Raw genomic sequence first — 15,496 nt, 5'->3', positions numbered from 1 at the left:
ATGGTAGTTGGGGGTTTCCCCCTGTGAGAGTAGGACGTTGCCAGGCAATTAAAAAACACAGAGCAGTTCTCTGTGTTTTTTGCTGTCTTGTTTTCTCACTGCCTTTTTAAGATAAGGTACGAGTTTATTGTTGGTAATTCTTATTTATATGTGTTTTTCAATAAGAATTGTAAAAGTAGAAATGGTGCTTTAGTAGTTGTAATGCTCAAAAACCTTTGGATAAATGGGAAATCGTTACTTGCGTATGAATGCAATAATTCATTCCACCATTCTGTCTCGTATCGACAAATCATGCTTAAATTGTATAGTAATAAATAATGAACCATAATTTCAGATATGTTATTAGGTCGTTCTCGATTAATTACAAAATAATAAGTTTCATTTGTCATATGATATTTCAATGGCATGCATGTTAAAGGATGTAATGATTCGCTATCGTCCATTGTAAAGGTGATAGTGTCTTGGTTTTGATATTGTTTATCAATATGTAGTTTATATGGGATAGTATGATTAATATGTTCTGTAAAGCGATTATAAGTCATATGCAACACGTCTAAAATGTCTTTTGGGAATGTTAAGTGCTGGTCTGATTTGTGAGCAACTGTACAGCTATTCAGCTTGTTGTTGGTCATTTCAAAAAGATCATATAACTCAGGGACTTCTTTTAATAATGAAATCATTGAAAACTTCTCTCCCTCAAGATGTTTCATGTGAAACATTTTGTCGGAAAAACAAGAAAACAACCCATTTTTTTGAACTTTTACTTCATCAAATAAAAACTCATAGCTTTGTTTTTTTCTTTTTCGTGTTGATACACCATGAGCTAATACCGAAGTGGTTTCAGGATATTGTGGGTCAACTGTTAATAAACATGCTTTAAGTAACTGTACCATCCCGTAAAATAACAAAACCGGTTGTATAGAGAATGGTGCTTGAGAAGCAAGTTGATAATAGTTTTTCCCATGTTCTATATAGTAAATGAATGGGTAACAATTCTCGTAGCTCCTTTTTTCATTTTCAATCACCTTTAATTTAGTATAACTTTGATTTAAAAAATCTCTGACCGTTACTGCAGAAAAAAATGAAGAAAATGATTGCCATACGTCTTTACTACTTATCAATTGTCTTCCTCCATTACATAAGTATATATTTGAAAATTCTAACTTATCTTTACTTCCTTGACAGTAGTTTATCCAGTTGATACTCTACTAATAATATTTTTTTCTATTAAAAGGGGGACTTGATGTTGTGGGAATCAAAATTTGTTAAAGAAGGTTTAACGTTTGATGATGTATTATTAGTTCCAGCTAGATCAGAAGTGTTACCTAGAGAAGTAAACTTACAAGTTCAGCTTACAAAAAAAATAACGTTGAACGTGCCAGTGATTAGTGCAGGAATGGATACAGTTACAGAAGCCGAAATGGCAATTGCTATGGCGCGCCAAGGTGGAATGGGTATTATTCATAAGAATATGTCAATTGAACAACAAGCTGAGCAAGTTGATAAGGTAAAACGATCTGAAAGTGGTGTTATTTCAGACCCGTTTTTTTTAACTCCTGAACATCAAGTGTATGATGCAGAACATTTAATGGGGAAATACCGTATTTCAGGTGTTCCGATCGTCAATAATAACGAGGAGCAAAAACTTGTAGGTATAATTACAAACCGTGATTTACGTTTTATCCAAGACTATTCTATGTTAATTTCTGATGTTATGACAAAGGAAGAACTGGTAACTGCTCCAGTTGGGACGACATTAGAAGAAGCTGAGAATATACTACAGCATCACAAAATTGAGAAATTACCTCTTGTAGATAATCTAGGAGTACTAAAAGGTTTAATTACGATCAAAGACATTGAAAAGGTTATTGAGTTTCCTAATTCAGCAAAAGATAAACAAGGGCGTTTATTGGTAGGGGCTGCTGTCGGTGTTACAGCTGATACAATGCTTCGTGTGGAAGCATTAGTGAAAGCAAGTGTTGATGTCATTGTTGTTGATACTGCCCACGGTCATTCAATCGGGGTGTTAGATACAGTTAAGAAGATTCGTCAAACTTATCCAGAATTAGATATTATTGCTGGAAATGTTGCAACAGCTGAGGCTACAAAGGACTTGATTGAAGCAGGTGCAAATGTAGTTAAAGTAGGAATAGGACCAGGTTCCATTTGTACAACTCGTGTAGTAGCTGGAGTTGGTGTACCACAAATTACTGCAATTTATGATTGTGCCACTGAAGCTAGAAAACACGATGTCGCGATTATTGCAGATGGTGGAATAAAATATTCAGGAGATATTGTTAAAGCTTTGGCTTCTGGTGGGCATGTGGTCATGTTAGGTAGTCTGCTTGCGGGTGTAACTGAAAGTCCAGGAGAGACAGAAATATTCCAAGGCCGTCGATTTAAAGTTTATCGTGGAATGGGATCTGTTGGAGCGATGGAAAAAGGTAGTAAAGATCGTTATTTCCAAGAAGATAATAAGAAGTTTGTCCCTGAGGGTATAGAAGGTCGTTTACCATACAAAGGACCTTTAGCAGATACGGTATATCAGCTAATCGGTGGTATACGATCAGGAATGGGCTATTGTGGTGCACAAAATTTAGAAGCACTTCGAGAAAAATCTCAATTTATTCGGATGACTGGGGCAGGTTTGAGAGAAAGCCATCCGCATGATGTACAAATTACAAAAGAGTCCCCTAACTATTCAACGAGTTAACAAGGTTAGCAGTTGATAAATAAAGGCTGTTTTCGCATTAGTTGTTGCTTTTCGTACTAGAAACCAAACACGTACACAACTAGAATTTGTGGCATCTTTTCTTCCGTACAACAATGTCTAACCATGTTAAACCACTTATTTTGGTACTAGTAGAATAACAATAGCAACAAAGTTTATGAAAAAAGCCTAAATAAATTATACATGATCGTCAACCGAGGACAAAAAACTATATAAAAGTGCGCTTGCATGACATTCTAAGACAAAAGGAATTACAGATTGAATCGGTTAAAGCAAATTCATTCACTAGCCAAGTTAGCATAAATTGTAAAACTGATGCAATGAGATGTGAATCAAGCTTTTAATAATTGTGTTTTATGATTGTCAGGAGATAGTGTGTATAACACTATCTATTTTTTTTTAGTAGAATATGATACAATAACGTCTATGTAATGTTAATGATGGAGGGTTTTTTAGTGAAAAACAGATTTCAAAAAGGCTTAATTATAAGTCTTTTATCAATGCTAATATTAATGACATTTACGAATACATCTCAACGTGCGTATGCTCAAGAAGATCAATTAAATATAGAAGCTGATGCAGCGATAGTTGTAGAAGCGTCGACAGGTAAGATTTTATATCAAAAAAATATCGATACAATTCTAGGTATTGCAAGTATGACCAAAATGATGACAGAATATCTGTTATTAGAAGCTATTGATCAAGAAAAAGTAACATGGGATCAAAAATATAAAGTAACAGATTATGTATATAAAATATCTCAAGATACAAGCTTGTCAAATGTTCCTCTCGTTCAAGGAGGAGAATATACGGTAAAAGAGCTTTATGAAGCAATGGCAATATATTCAGCTAATGGTGCAACAATAGCTTTAGCTGAAGTAATTGCAAATACAGAAACAGAATTTGTTAAGATGATGAATGCTAAAGCGAAAGAAATTGGCTTGAAGGATTACAAGTTTGTTAATTCTACAGGTCTTAATAATAATAGTCTTTATGATATGCACCCTGAAGGTACAAGTAAAAGTGATGAAAATTTAATGTCTGCTAGAACGACAGCAACACTAGCTTATAAGTTATTTAGTGATTTCCCAGAAATTATTAAAACAGCAAGTATTTCTAAAAAAGTGTTCCGAGAAGAGGGAGAATATCCTATTCAGATGGCTAATTGGAACTGGATGCTTCCAGGATTAGTTTATGAATACGAAGGGGTAGACGGAATAAAAACAGGATTTACTGATTTAGCCGGCTATTGTTTTACTAGTACTGCAGAAAGAGATGGCATGCGTTATATCACTGTTGTTATGAACGCGAAATCAAACGGGAAATCCATGGCAGAAGCTAGATTTATTGAAACTGAAAAGCTTTTAGATTTTGCATTCTCTAACTTTAAAATGCAAGAACTCTATCCTGAAGGTTATCAAATTAAAAAAGAAGCTATTGTTCCTGTTGTAAAGGGTAAAGAAAAAGAGATTGAAGTATATACAGAAAAACCAATCAAGACAGTAATTAAAAATGGTGAAGAAGAACTGTTCCAGCCTGTATTTAATATTAGTGAAGAAGTATTAACAGAAGACGGTGCGCTAACTGCTCCTATTAAAAAAGGTGATGTAGTAGGGACGATGACTGTTTCATACGAAGGTGACAATGGTTATGGTTTTTTAACCTCAGAAGGTGAAAAAACTTTGCAAACAGAAATCATCACGAAAGCAGCTGTAGAAAAAGCAAACTGGTTTGTTTTAATGACTAGAGGAATTGGTGGCTTTTTCTCAGATGTATGGACAAGTGTATCTGAAACAGTAAAAGGCTGGTTTTAACCACATTTATAACATGTATAAAATGATGATTGGCTCCCTTGATGGGAGCCTTCTTTAAAAGAATGAAGGGTGTAGTATATTGAATTTGAAAATGACCTTTAACTTCAGCTAACGACCGAAGTTAAAAGCATATTCAAATGAAATTATTCCAATGTAGACTGTGGATGAATAAGGTGTTTAATCTTTTCTTGATAAAAATGAAAATTTACTATTAGGATTTTCTAGTTTTTTAATGTAAAATAATACACAATGGATTAATAATGGCTCAAGGAGGACAACATTAATGGTTAATACAGGTACTGATCGCGTAAAACGTGGTATGGCAGAGATGCAAAAAGGTGGCGTTATCATGGATGTGGTAAACGCTGAGCAAGCGAAGATAGCTGAAGAAGCTGGAGCTGTGGCAGTTATGGCTTTGGAGAGAGTTCCTGCTGATATAAGAGCTGCTGGTGGAGTAGCAAGAATGGCAGACCCAACAATAGTTGAAGAGGTAATGAATGCTGTTTCGGTTCCAGTTATGGCGAAGGCGCGTATCGGCCATATTGTTGAAGCACGTGTACTTGAATCTTTAGGTGTAGACTATATTGACGAAAGTGAAGTTCTTACACCTGCGGATGAAGAGTATCATTTAAATAAAAGAGAATATACTGTGCCTTTTGTGTGTGGGTGCCGTGATTTAGGAGAAGCGACTCGACGTATTGCCGAAGGTGCTTCGATGCTTCGTACAAAAGGAGAGCCTGGTACAGGGAACATCGTTGAAGCTGTACGTCATATGCGTAAGGTAAATGCTCAAATTAGAAAAGTTTCTAGTATGAGTGTAGATGAATTAATGACAGAAGCAAAAAATTTAGGAGCACCTTATGAGCTTCTTTTACAAATAAAAAATGAAGGTAGATTGCCAGTCGTTAACTTTGCTGCTGGTGGAATTGCAACACCTGCGGATGCAGCGTTAATGATGCAATTAGGGTCTGATGGAGTATTTGTTGGTTCGGGTATATTTAAATCAGAAAACCCTGCAAAGTTTGCACGTGCGATTGTTGAAGCAACAACACACTTCGAAGACTATGAGTTAATTGCTAGTCTTTCTAAAGGTTTAGGTACAGCGATGAAAGGTATTGAAATTTCATCAATCTTACCAGAGCATCGAATGCAAGATCGTGGATGGTAATTAAGGAGTAGTAGATATGGTGAAAATAGGTGTTTTAGGCCTTCAAGGAGCAGTGCGTGAGCATGTTTGGGCTATAGAAGCTGCAGGTGCAGAAGCTGTTGTGATAAAAAGGGTTGAGCAATTAAATGAAGTTGAGGGGTTAGTTTTACCTGGGGGCGAAAGTACAACGATGCGTCGTTTAATTGATAAATATAGTTTTATGGAACCACTAAGAGAATTCGCTTCGGCAGGTAAACCTATGTTTGGGACATGTGCTGGTTTAATTTTGCTAGCTAAAGATATTGTTGGCTACAAGGAAGCCCACGTTGGGGTTATGGATATAACCGTAGAAAGAAACTCGTTTGGTCGCCAAAGAGAAAGTTTTGAAGCAAAGCTTTCAATATCTCACGTAGCCGATGATTTTATTGCTGTATTTATCCGCGCTCCTCATATCGTCTCAGTAGGAGAGGATGTTGAGGTATTAGCAAAGCATAATAACAGAATTGTAGCAGCTAGGCAGGACCAGTTTCTAGGATGTTCCTTTCACCCTGAATTAACAGAGGATTATCGGTTAATGAGTTATTTTGTTAGTATGGTTGAAGAAGCGAAAGAAAAAAATTATGTATAAAACAGTTGCAAGTTCAAAATACTTATAGTAAATTATGTATACCAATTTAAAAATGAAGAAGCAACGACAGGAAATAGTAACAAGAATCTTTTTCTGAAAGAGAGTCGGTGGTTGGTGCGAACCGATGGGGAAGACTTGTGAATCCATCCTCGAGCAAAAATACTGAACAAACCTATTTTAAGGGTAGTAAGTATTTTCGGTAAAGTACCGTTATTTATTTGAAGTGAAAGATAATGATGTCATTGTCTTTAACTAGGGTGGCAACGCGGGTTAACTCTCGTCCCTTCTTATAGGGACGGGAGTTTTTTGTTTGTTTAGGCCCTTTTCGTAAGCTTTGTCGATTGTTACTAAATGAAAACAGCTATTTTCTCTTTGGCAATTATCATTGCTTTAAAGAAAAACAGATGTCACCAACACTAGTTACCTGTTGAATGTATTTTTAGTAAGTAAAAACAATTGATCTTGATACGAAAACAGCCATTACTTTAAAGGAGGGGTAACAATGTTAGATTTAAAAGTATTAAGAGGAAATTTTGATGAAATTAAAGAAAAACTAACATTTCGAGGAGAAGATTTAACAGATTTAGGACGCTTTGAGGAACTTGATCAAAAGCGTCGTGAATTAATCGTAAAAACTGAGGAATTAAAAAGTAAAAGAAATGAAGCTTCTCAACAAGTCGCAATGCTTAAACGTGAGAAAAAAGATGCAGATCATCTAATAACTGAAATGAGACAAGTCGGAGAGCATATAAAAGAGCTTGATGTTGAACTCCGTAAGGTTGAGGAGACTTTACAACAATTATTATTATCAATACCTAATATACCACATGAGAGTGTCCCAGTTGGTGAAACTGAGGATGACAATGTAGAGGTACGTCAATGGGGGCAAGTTCCTCAATTTACTTATGAGCCAAAACCCCATTGGGAAATAGCTGACGAACTAAATATTTTAGACTTTGAACGTGCTAGTAAGGTAACTGGTAGCCGGTTTGTATTTTATAAAGGTTTAGGGGCAAGGCTTGAGAGAGCTTTAATGAATTTTATGCTAGACCTACACGTTGAAGAGCATGGGTATGAGGAGTTATTGACGCCATATTTAGTGAATCGCGCTAGTATGACAGGAACTGGTCAGCTTCCTAAGTTTGAAGAGGATGCTTTTTTAATTGATAGTGAAGACTATTTCTTAATTCCTACTGCGGAAGTACCCGTTACGAATTTATATAGAGATGAAATATTGTCTGGTGAACAACTCCCTATTAATTATGCAGCATATAGTTCATGCTTCCGTTCTGAGGCTGGCTCAGCTGGTAGAGATACGAGAGGGCTTATTCGACAGCATCAATTCAACAAGGTAGAACTTGTGAAATTTGTTAAACCAGAGCATTCATATGAAGAATTAGAAAAAATAACTAGTCATGCTGAAAAAGTACTACAATTACTTGGTTTACCATACCGTGTGATGAGTATGTGTACAGCAGATCTTGGCTTTACCGCTGCAAAAAAGTATGATATCGAAGTATGGTTGCCGAGCTATGGAACATTCCGTGAAATTTCATCTTGTAGTAATTTTGAGGCATTTCAAGCACGTCGTGCAAACATTAGATTCCGTCGTGATAAAAAAGGAAAACCAGAGCATGTTCATACGTTAAATGGGTCTGGATTAGCTATTGGACGTACAGTTTCTGCAATACTAGAGAATTATCAACAACAAGATGGAACAGTCATTATCCCAGAGGTATTACGTCCATATATGAGAAATAAAGAGGTAATTGGCTAATAACTACAGTGGGAAAAATAATTAAGTTGTTGGGAAGAAACGGTCATTTAATGTAAGTCAGCAAATTGTTTATTACTAATACAATGGTAAGTAGAATAAATGGAGGAGAGTGGAAACTCTCCTCAAAAAAGTTTTTAATTTATGTTGACAGGCTTGTTTGTAATATGGTATATTAATTCTTGTCGATACGGAGGAATACCCAAGTCCGGCTGAAGGGATCGGTCTTGAAAACCGACAGGGGTGTCAAAGCCCGCGGGGGTTCGAATCCCTCTTCCTCCGCCATAATTTTGATTACAATTATCAAGCGCATAATATAATTGGAGATCTGTTGAATTCGTTACATGTGTAACGAATTTTTTAGTATAATTTTTGAATAGTGATCGTCATTACGGCAACGCCCGTCATAATTCATACGATAATTACATATAAAAAACGAGCAATCCATTGCTCGTTTTTTTTTGTTGCTATTTAGTTAACACCCTTGAATGTTTTATAAACGTTGATATTCGTTCAATAATAGGCTCAATTGACTGTTTGTTTGAAATGATGTCATAATCATTGATGTTAATGCGTAAAACTGGACACGCATTAAAATTGTTTATCCAATTTTCATATCGTTCGTGCATTTCTTTCCAATACTCAATAGGTGTTTGTTGTTCCATTGGTCGACCACGCTCTTGTATCCGAGAAATAATATCATCTAAGCTTCCTTCAAGGTAGATTAACAAGTCAGGATGCGGGAAATAAGGTGTCATCACCATTGCTTCAAAAAGGTTTGTATATGTTTCATAGTCTACAGCAGACATTGTTCCTTTTTCGTAATGCATATTTGCAAAAATACCTGTATCTTCGTAAATAGAACGGTCTTGTATAAATCCTCCACCGTATTCAAATATTTTCTTCTGTTCTTTAAAACGTTCTGCTAAAAAATAAATTTGCAAGTGAAAGCTCCACTTATTAAAATCACTATAAAATTTATCTAAATAAGGGTTTGAATCAACCTTTTCAAAGGATGTACGGAATTGTAAAGCGTTAGCTAACGAATTTGTCATCGTTGATTTACCTACACCCACTGTACCTGCTATTGTAATAACAGCATCATTTGGTATTTCATATTTTTCTCGCAAATTCATTGAATTCTACTCCTTTTAGTAAAGTCTGTTGTAGTATGTTAAGAATCATTTCTAAATCATTTTGATTTTGGACGAAGTCGAGTTGATCACCATTAAAGCGGAGAACTGGAATTGTAGGATTTTCACGTTCAAATTGTTCCATTGCTTGTTCGTAATCACTACATAATTGTTCTAAATAGCTAGGCTCAATGTTTTTTTCAATGTCTCTACCACGCATATTAATTCTATTAAGTAATGTATCTAAACTTGCATGTAAGTAAATAACTACATTTGGAGTAGGCAAATCCGCAGTTAAGATATTGTATACTTGAATATATTTAGTAAGTTGGTGATGTTTGAGCGTGCGTTCAGCAAAGATTAAGTTCTTGAAAATATGATAATCAGATACTACTGCTTTATTTTTTCTTATATACTTTTGTTCAATGTCTTCAAGTTGTTTGTACCTATTACAAAGAAAGAACATTTCCAACTGAAAACTCCACTCGTCAATATTTTCATAAAATTTCCCTAAAAAAGGATTCTCATCAACGATTTCTTTTAATAAATGGATGTTAAAATGATTTTCAATTGCTTTTGCGAGTGAAGTTTTCCCGACACCGATTGGGCCCTCTACTGTTATAAAAGGTGTTTGTTTCATTATGTTGTCCCCCTCTTAAAAGGTAAAGAAAATCCTGTTTTGAATTCGAGTTATATTCATGTACGAGGTTTGAAATATTAAGCTTCTATCATGTAGGGAGAAGATTAAAATGCATATGCATTTTGAATAACAACCAAACGTACGATCAAAAAACTGACAAATTGTATTTTATCACAGTGAATCATTTCACGGTGTGACAATCTGAAAGAAATTGTTGGGAAATAAAAATAATTATATTAGCTTTTGGATATTATCATTGGTAAATTATATATGAAAGGAACGAAAGAGACTACTGTTTAATGTAACATATATAAGTTAATTAAGGCTCTTTTCGTAAACTATGTTGTTATACTAAAATGGACAGTATGAAATGTTTTAAAGGAGCTCAAAAAATATAAATAGAAAAGATGCCTCGCACGCTAGATATATACGTGCTTATAAATAAGAACGAAAAGCAAAAATTAATGCTAAAACAGCACTTATAATGGAAGCTCTCTTAAAGTACTTAATTTTAAGATGACTTAACTGTATCGCTTGTAAAATTTATTTGTTTAGTTATTTGGACTATGAGTCCCTAGATATTAAGTACAGAAGGCAAAAAGTGAATTCGAGTGAATAGATGTACCAATTTTCAGGAAGGCCCATAGCCTTTGCCCACTATATGACAAGGAGATAAAGAATGGATAAAGACGAATATTACATGCGCCTTGCTCTTAATGAAGCAAAGAAAGCTGAACAACTAAATGAGGTTCCTATTGGTGCTGTAATTGTGAAAGATAATGAAATTATTGCTTCCGCATTTAATTTACGTGAAAGAGAACAAAGATCATTAGCCCATGCTGAATTACTTGCAATTGACGAAGCATGTAAAAGTATAGGATCTTGGAGGTTAGAAAATACGACGTTATATGTTACGCTAGAACCATGTCCGATGTGTGCTGGAGCCATTGTTTTGTCAAGAATTCAAAGGGTTGTTTATGGCGCCAAAGATCCAAAGGGAGGTTGTGCTGGAACAATCATGAATCTTTTAGACGAGAAAAGGTTCAACCATCAAGTAGAAGTTGAAAGTGGAATCTTGGAGAAAGAATGTGGTTCTATCTTAACAACTTTTTTTAATAATATACGAAAAAGGAATAAAGAGAAAAAAATGAAAGAAAGTTAACAAAAAAATAATTTTCATATAATTTACAGTCTGTATTTCATTGCAATTTTTCGCTAAAGGCTTTATACTATTAATTGCGTTGGTAACAATGCATATAATATTTGGTTTCAATTTTGCCGTGCTAAGCGGGGAGGTAGCGGTGCCCTATACTCGCAATCCGCTCTAGCGAGGCCGAATCCCTTCTTGCGGTTAGTCCATTTTAGGGTCTGACTTAAGTAAGTGGTGTTGACGTCTGGGTCCCACGCAATGGGAATCCGTGAACCCTGTCAGGTCCGGAAGGAAGCAGCAGTAAGCGGAAGCTCTCATGTGCCGTGGGGTTGCCTAGACCGAGCTAACTGCTTAAGTAACGCCTAGGATGACTAATCAACGGAAGGTGCACGGCAGTTATTATACAAATAAAACTCACTCTTTAAGAGTGAGTTTTTTGTATAATTAAATAAAAAGATTTATCTTTCACTTTGAAAATGATTAATTAAGTAAGGTATAATGAATAAGATAAAAATGTGAAGGGGGCGTGTTTTTGAGTTACCAAGCTTTATATCGTGTTTGGAGACCACAACAATTTCATGATGTAGTTGGTCAGGACCACGTTACGAAAACACTTCAAAATGCACTGCTCCAGCAAAAATTTTCACATGCATATCTTTTTTCTGGCCCTCGAGGTACCGGGAAAACAACTATTGCAAAGATTATAGCTAAAGCAGTAAATTGTCAAAGAGCGCCTATTGCAGATCCGTGTAATGAATGCAGTAGTTGTCGCGGCATATCAGATGGATCAATTTCTGATGTTATTGAAATTGATGCAGCATCTAATAACGGCGTAGATGAAATTAGAGATATAAGAGATAAGGTGAAGTATGTACCGAGTGCAGTTAGATATAAAGTGTACATTATTGATGAAGTGCATATGTTATCTATAGGTGCATTCAATGCGTTATTGAAAACTTTGGAAGAACCGCCAGAGCACGTTATTTTTATTTTAGCTACAACAGAGCCTCACAAAATACCATTAACTATTATTTCGAGGTGTCAAAGGTTTGATTTAAAAAGAATATCACCACAAACAATTACCTTAAGGTTGAAAACTATTCTTCAACATCAACAGGTAATTGTGAAAGATGATGCGTTACACGCAATTTCAAGAGTAGCAGAAGGTGGAATGCGGGATGCATTAAGTTTGTTAGATCAAGCATTATCTTTTAGCGGGGAAGAAGTTCAGCTGGATGATGTGCTAACGATTACAGGATCTGTTTCGCAGTCTTTTATCGCTGATATCGTTGCTGCCTTAAAAGATAGAGATGTATCCAAAGGGCTTAAATCGCTAGATTCGTTAATGAATCAAGGTAAAGATCCAATGAGGTTTGTTGAAGATGTAATCATGTACTTCCGTGATATGCTACTATATAAAACAGCTCCAAATCTGGAAAATGTTCTTGAACGAATAACAATTGATGACCAATTTAAGCAATTGGCTGACAATTTTAGGTCTTCTGAAATTTACACGATGATTGATCGATTGAATAAAAGCCAACAAGACATGAAGTGGACAAATCATCCTCGCATATTTTTAGAGGTAACGATTGTAAAGCTCTGCCAATTTGAAGAGCCTGAGACGATAACGCAATTGCCGGAAGTTAATTCATTAATGTCAAAAATAGAACAGCTAGAATCAGAACTAAACCAACTAAAAGTTAGTTCTCAACATACTCATGCACAACAAATAGATTCATCACAAGAAAAGCGATCGCAAAAAGGAACAAGAAAAAGCGGCTACAAAACACCGACTGGTCGCATTCAGGAAATACTGAATAATGCTACTAAACAAGACCTCCAATTAATTAAAAGTCGTTGGGGTGATATGTTAGACTTGTTAAGAAAACAAAATAAGGTTTCTCATGCAGCTCTACTAAACGATAGTGAACCTGTCGCTGCCTCAAATGATGCCTTTGTATTAAAATTCAAATACGAAATCCATTGTAAAATGGTCGCGGAAAATAATAATAATATTCGTGATAATGTTGATGGTATATTAATTGAGATGGTCGGTAAGCGTTTTGAATTGGTCGGTGTTCCAGAAGAAAAATGGTCAGAAATCAGAGAAGAGTATATTCGTGGTCAAAGAGATGAAGAAGATAATGAAAATGAAGAGGACTTACTTGTTACAGAGGCTAAAAAACTAGTTGGTGATCATCTCATTGAGATGAAAGAATAGATAGAATTATATAAGGAGGAATAAATAATGCGTGGAATGGGAAATATGCAAAAAATGATGAAACAAATGCAAAAAATGCAAAAGGATATGCAAAAAGCTCAAGAAGAACTAGGTGATAAGACGATTGAAGGAACAGCTGGTGGAGGAATGGTAACAGTTACTGTTAATGGCCATAAAGAGGTCATCGATGTAGTAATTAAAGAAGAGGTTGTAGACCCTGAAGACATTGAAATGCTTCAAGATCTTGTACTTGCTGCTACAAATGAAGCGTTAAAGAAAGTAGAAGAGATGACTAATGATACGATGGGACAATTCACTAAAGGATTGAACTTACCAGGTGGAATGTTCTAGAGAGAATAACCTTCCGATTATTAAACGGTAAAAATCACCTTTTAATAATCGGATTTACTGCTTGTTGGGATAAATAGGACGTTAACATTGATCGAAATTGTCTAGCTACAATCCCGTTAACAAATTAGCAAAACCACACCTTCTTGACAGCTCGTCATATGGTTATTGTATATAAACAGGCGCTTTGCGCTTTTTCTTATCTGGGAGGTTATCCTATGCATTATCCTGAACCAATATCAAAACTAATTGATAGTTTTATGAAACTGCCAGGGATAGGTCCAAAAACGGCCGTTCGTCTGGCTTTTTTTGTGTTAAATATGAAAGAAGATGTTGTGCTTGACTTTGCTAAAGCTTTAGTCAACGCCAAAAGAAATTTAACGTATTGCTCTAAGTGTGGCCATATTACTGACCAAGATCCATGTTATATATGTGAAGATGAGCGCCGTGATCGGAGTGTTATTTGTGTACTTCAAGATCCAAAAGATGTAATCGCAATGGAAAAAATGAAAGAATACAATGGATTGTACCATGTTTTGCATGGAGCTATATCACCTATGGACGGTATTGGACCAGAAGATATAAAAATTCCTGAGTTGTTAAAGAGACTACAAGATGATGAGATACAAGAAATAATATTGGCAACTAATCCTAATATTGAAGGTGAAGCTACTGCCATGTATATATCTAGGTTGTTAAAGCCAGCCAATATAAAAATGACTAGAATTGCCCATGGTCTCCCTGTTGGTGGAGATTTAGAATATGCGGATGAGGTAACTCTTTCTAAAGCATTAGAGGGTAGAAGAGAGCTCTAGCAATAATAATCTAAGCTCAGTGAAGGCTACTTGATGAGGTGTTTAAGTATGTTTTTTCTAAGAAAAGGTAAGTTACGTAAGCAATACGATAAATCCCTTATTAAGACAATTGAAGAAGTGAAAAAGGATTGGGAACATCAAAAGAAGATGGTTGAAAAAAGTGTTGAGCCATCAAGAGAGCTTCTTAATGATCTTAAGGTTATTGAATCTACTTATTTTTTCCTTCTAAGAGAAGCAAAAAATCGACAAGTTTCAATGGCTAAATTCACATAAATGTTTTGTTGTAACGCTCATTTAGTAAAATTTGATGCTATTTTTTCTATATAAGATCATATTGGCGTAGTTTTACGTTATGATCAACGTTTTGAAAGACGATAGGGTGCCACGCACACTTGTTATATATGTATTTGATTCAATGTTCGAAAATAAATTATACGAAATATATATTACAAGTTAAGTGTTTTCCTATCATCTAGATAATTTTAAAGTTCTTTTTCCTATGCTTGTTCAATATATTGTAGTAAAAACAATAGAGGAGAGGTATAGGAATGGAACCTATTCTTGTAATATCAATTTTTATATTTATTATCGTGCTACTATTATTAGTAGGTGCTCCGATAAAACCGTTACGTATAATAGGGCAAGGGTTTATTAAACTATTAATTGGTGCTTTATTTTTATTTTTCTTAAATGCTTTTGGGGCTAGTTTAGGATTACATATACCGATAAACTTTATTACATCCGCTATATCGGGCTTTTTAGGCATTCCAGGCTTAACAGCTCTAATAATTATCCAACTATTCGTAATACCGAGTGTATAACAATAGATGGTTGTTTATTTTTTTTGTAAAAACCAATTGACTCTATTATTAATTATATGATATATTACTTCTTGTCGCTGCTTCAGACAACACATTGAATTAAAAAAGTGTTGACACAAACTGACTGAAGTGATATGATAATTAAGTCGTTTTAATAAAGTTCTTTGAAAACTAAACAAAACAAAAGCGTCAACGTTAATTTTTTTTGAACAAATGAGCAATCAAACTTTATTGGAGAGTTTGATCCTGGCTCAGGACGAACGCTGGCGGC

At 35.1% G+C, this 15,496-nt stretch carries 14 protein-coding genes, 1 tRNA gene, 1 other RNA gene and 1 other annotated feature; of the genes, 13 read left to right on the top strand and 3 right to left on the bottom strand.

Annotated elements, in window-relative coordinates; translation table 11 throughout:
• Positions 1-140 precede the first annotated feature (140 nt).
• The gene (locus SLH52_RS23015) at positions 141-1,121 is read right to left on the bottom strand and encodes a YaaC family protein (protein ID WP_320211534.1); all 981 of its coding nucleotides are present in this window, start codon (positions 1,119-1,121) and stop codon (positions 141-143) included.
• 125 nt (positions 1,122-1,246) lie between these two features.
• Between SLH52_RS23015 and guaB the strand changes: the two genes are divergently transcribed.
• The 6 genes from guaB to SLH52_RS22985 all read left to right on the top strand — a co-directional run bounded on the left by guaB (position 1,247) and on the right by SLH52_RS22985 (position 8,379).
• Positions 1,247-2,713 (top strand): IMP dehydrogenase, encoded by a 1,467-nt coding sequence (gene guaB, locus SLH52_RS23010; protein ID WP_320211537.1) that lies wholly within the window; start codon positions 1,247-1,249, stop codon positions 2,711-2,713.
• 458 nt (positions 2,714-3,171) lie between these two features.
• Positions 3,172-4,545, top strand: a complete 1,374-nt coding sequence (locus SLH52_RS23005) for a serine hydrolase (RefSeq protein WP_413785582.1) — start codon at positions 3,172-3,174, stop codon at positions 4,543-4,545.
• A gap of 283 nt (positions 4,546-4,828) precedes the next feature.
• A complete protein-coding gene (gene pdxS / locus SLH52_RS23000; RefSeq protein WP_320211533.1) occupies positions 4,829-5,713 on the top strand; it encodes a pyridoxal 5'-phosphate synthase lyase subunit PdxS in 885 nt (294 codons plus the stop codon).
• 16 nt (positions 5,714-5,729) lie between these two features.
• Positions 5,730-6,320, top strand: coding sequence for a pyridoxal 5'-phosphate synthase glutaminase subunit PdxT (pdxT, locus tag SLH52_RS22995; protein ID WP_320211532.1), 591 nt, complete (start codon positions 5,730-5,732; stop codon positions 6,318-6,320).
• 54 nt (positions 6,321-6,374) lie between these two features.
• Positions 6,375-6,608: a binding site (T-box leader), on the top strand.
• Positions 6,609-6,822: 214 nt separating this feature from the next.
• Complete coding sequence (gene serS / locus SLH52_RS22990; RefSeq protein WP_320211531.1) at positions 6,823-8,097, top strand: serine--tRNA ligase; 1,275 nt, start codon at positions 6,823-6,825, stop codon at positions 8,095-8,097.
• A 189-nt stretch (positions 8,098-8,286) separates the two neighbouring features.
• Positions 8,287-8,379: transfer RNA gene (locus SLH52_RS22985), tRNA-Ser, on the top strand.
• Positions 8,380-8,561: 182 nt separating this feature from the next.
• On the opposite strand, the gene SLH52_RS22980 is transcribed toward SLH52_RS22985, so the two are convergent.
• Positions 8,562-9,230: a deoxynucleoside kinase gene (locus tag SLH52_RS22980; RefSeq protein WP_320211530.1), complete on the bottom strand. Its 669-nt coding sequence runs from the start codon at positions 9,228-9,230 to the stop codon at positions 8,562-8,564.
• Positions 9,208-9,867, bottom strand: coding sequence for a deoxynucleoside kinase (locus tag SLH52_RS22975; protein ID WP_320211529.1), 660 nt, complete (start codon positions 9,865-9,867; stop codon positions 9,208-9,210). The genes SLH52_RS22980 and SLH52_RS22975 overlap by 23 nt, the downstream gene beginning before the upstream one ends.
• 679 nt (positions 9,868-10,546) lie before the next feature.
• On the opposite strand from SLH52_RS22975, the gene tadA reads away from it, so the two are divergent.
• From tadA to SLH52_RS22940, 7 genes are all read left to right on the top strand, one after another.
• Entirely contained in the window at positions 10,547-11,029 is a 483-nt protein-coding gene (gene tadA, locus SLH52_RS22970) for a tRNA adenosine(34) deaminase TadA (RefSeq protein WP_320211528.1), read from the top strand.
• A gap of 116 nt (positions 11,030-11,145) precedes the next feature.
• Positions 11,146-11,410, top strand: an RNA gene (gene ffs / locus SLH52_RS22965) — signal recognition particle sRNA large type.
• A 139-nt stretch (positions 11,411-11,549) separates the two neighbouring features.
• Positions 11,550-13,241: a DNA polymerase III subunit gamma/tau gene (gene dnaX / locus SLH52_RS22960; protein WP_320211527.1), complete on the top strand. Its 1,692-nt coding sequence runs from the start codon at positions 11,550-11,552 to the stop codon at positions 13,239-13,241.
• 27 nt (positions 13,242-13,268) lie between these two features.
• A complete protein-coding gene (locus SLH52_RS22955; RefSeq protein ID WP_413785581.1) occupies positions 13,269-13,592 on the top strand; it encodes a YbaB/EbfC family nucleoid-associated protein in 324 nt (107 codons plus the stop codon).
• 215 nt (positions 13,593-13,807) lie between these two features.
• Positions 13,808-14,404, top strand: a complete 597-nt coding sequence (gene recR, locus SLH52_RS22950) for a recombination mediator RecR (protein ID WP_214484749.1) — start codon at positions 13,808-13,810, stop codon at positions 14,402-14,404.
• A 48-nt stretch (positions 14,405-14,452) separates the two neighbouring features.
• Positions 14,453-14,677, top strand: a complete 225-nt coding sequence (locus tag SLH52_RS22945; protein WP_320211526.1) for a YaaL family protein — start codon at positions 14,453-14,455, stop codon at positions 14,675-14,677.
• A gap of 275 nt (positions 14,678-14,952) precedes the next feature.
• Positions 14,953-15,225 carry a pro-sigmaK processing inhibitor BofA family protein gene (locus tag SLH52_RS22940; protein ID WP_320211525.1) on the top strand — a complete coding sequence of 91 codons (273 nt, stop codon included), beginning with the start codon at positions 14,953-14,955 and terminating at the stop codon, positions 15,223-15,225.
• Positions 15,226-15,496: the final 271 nt, after the last annotated feature.

The organism is Cytobacillus sp. IB215665 (genome assembly GCF_033963835.1).
GTDB lineage: Bacteria > Bacillota > Bacilli > Bacillales > SM2101 > Nanhaiella.
Note: the sequence above shows the minus strand (reverse complement) of the source record. Positions and strands in the feature narration are given on the sequence as shown.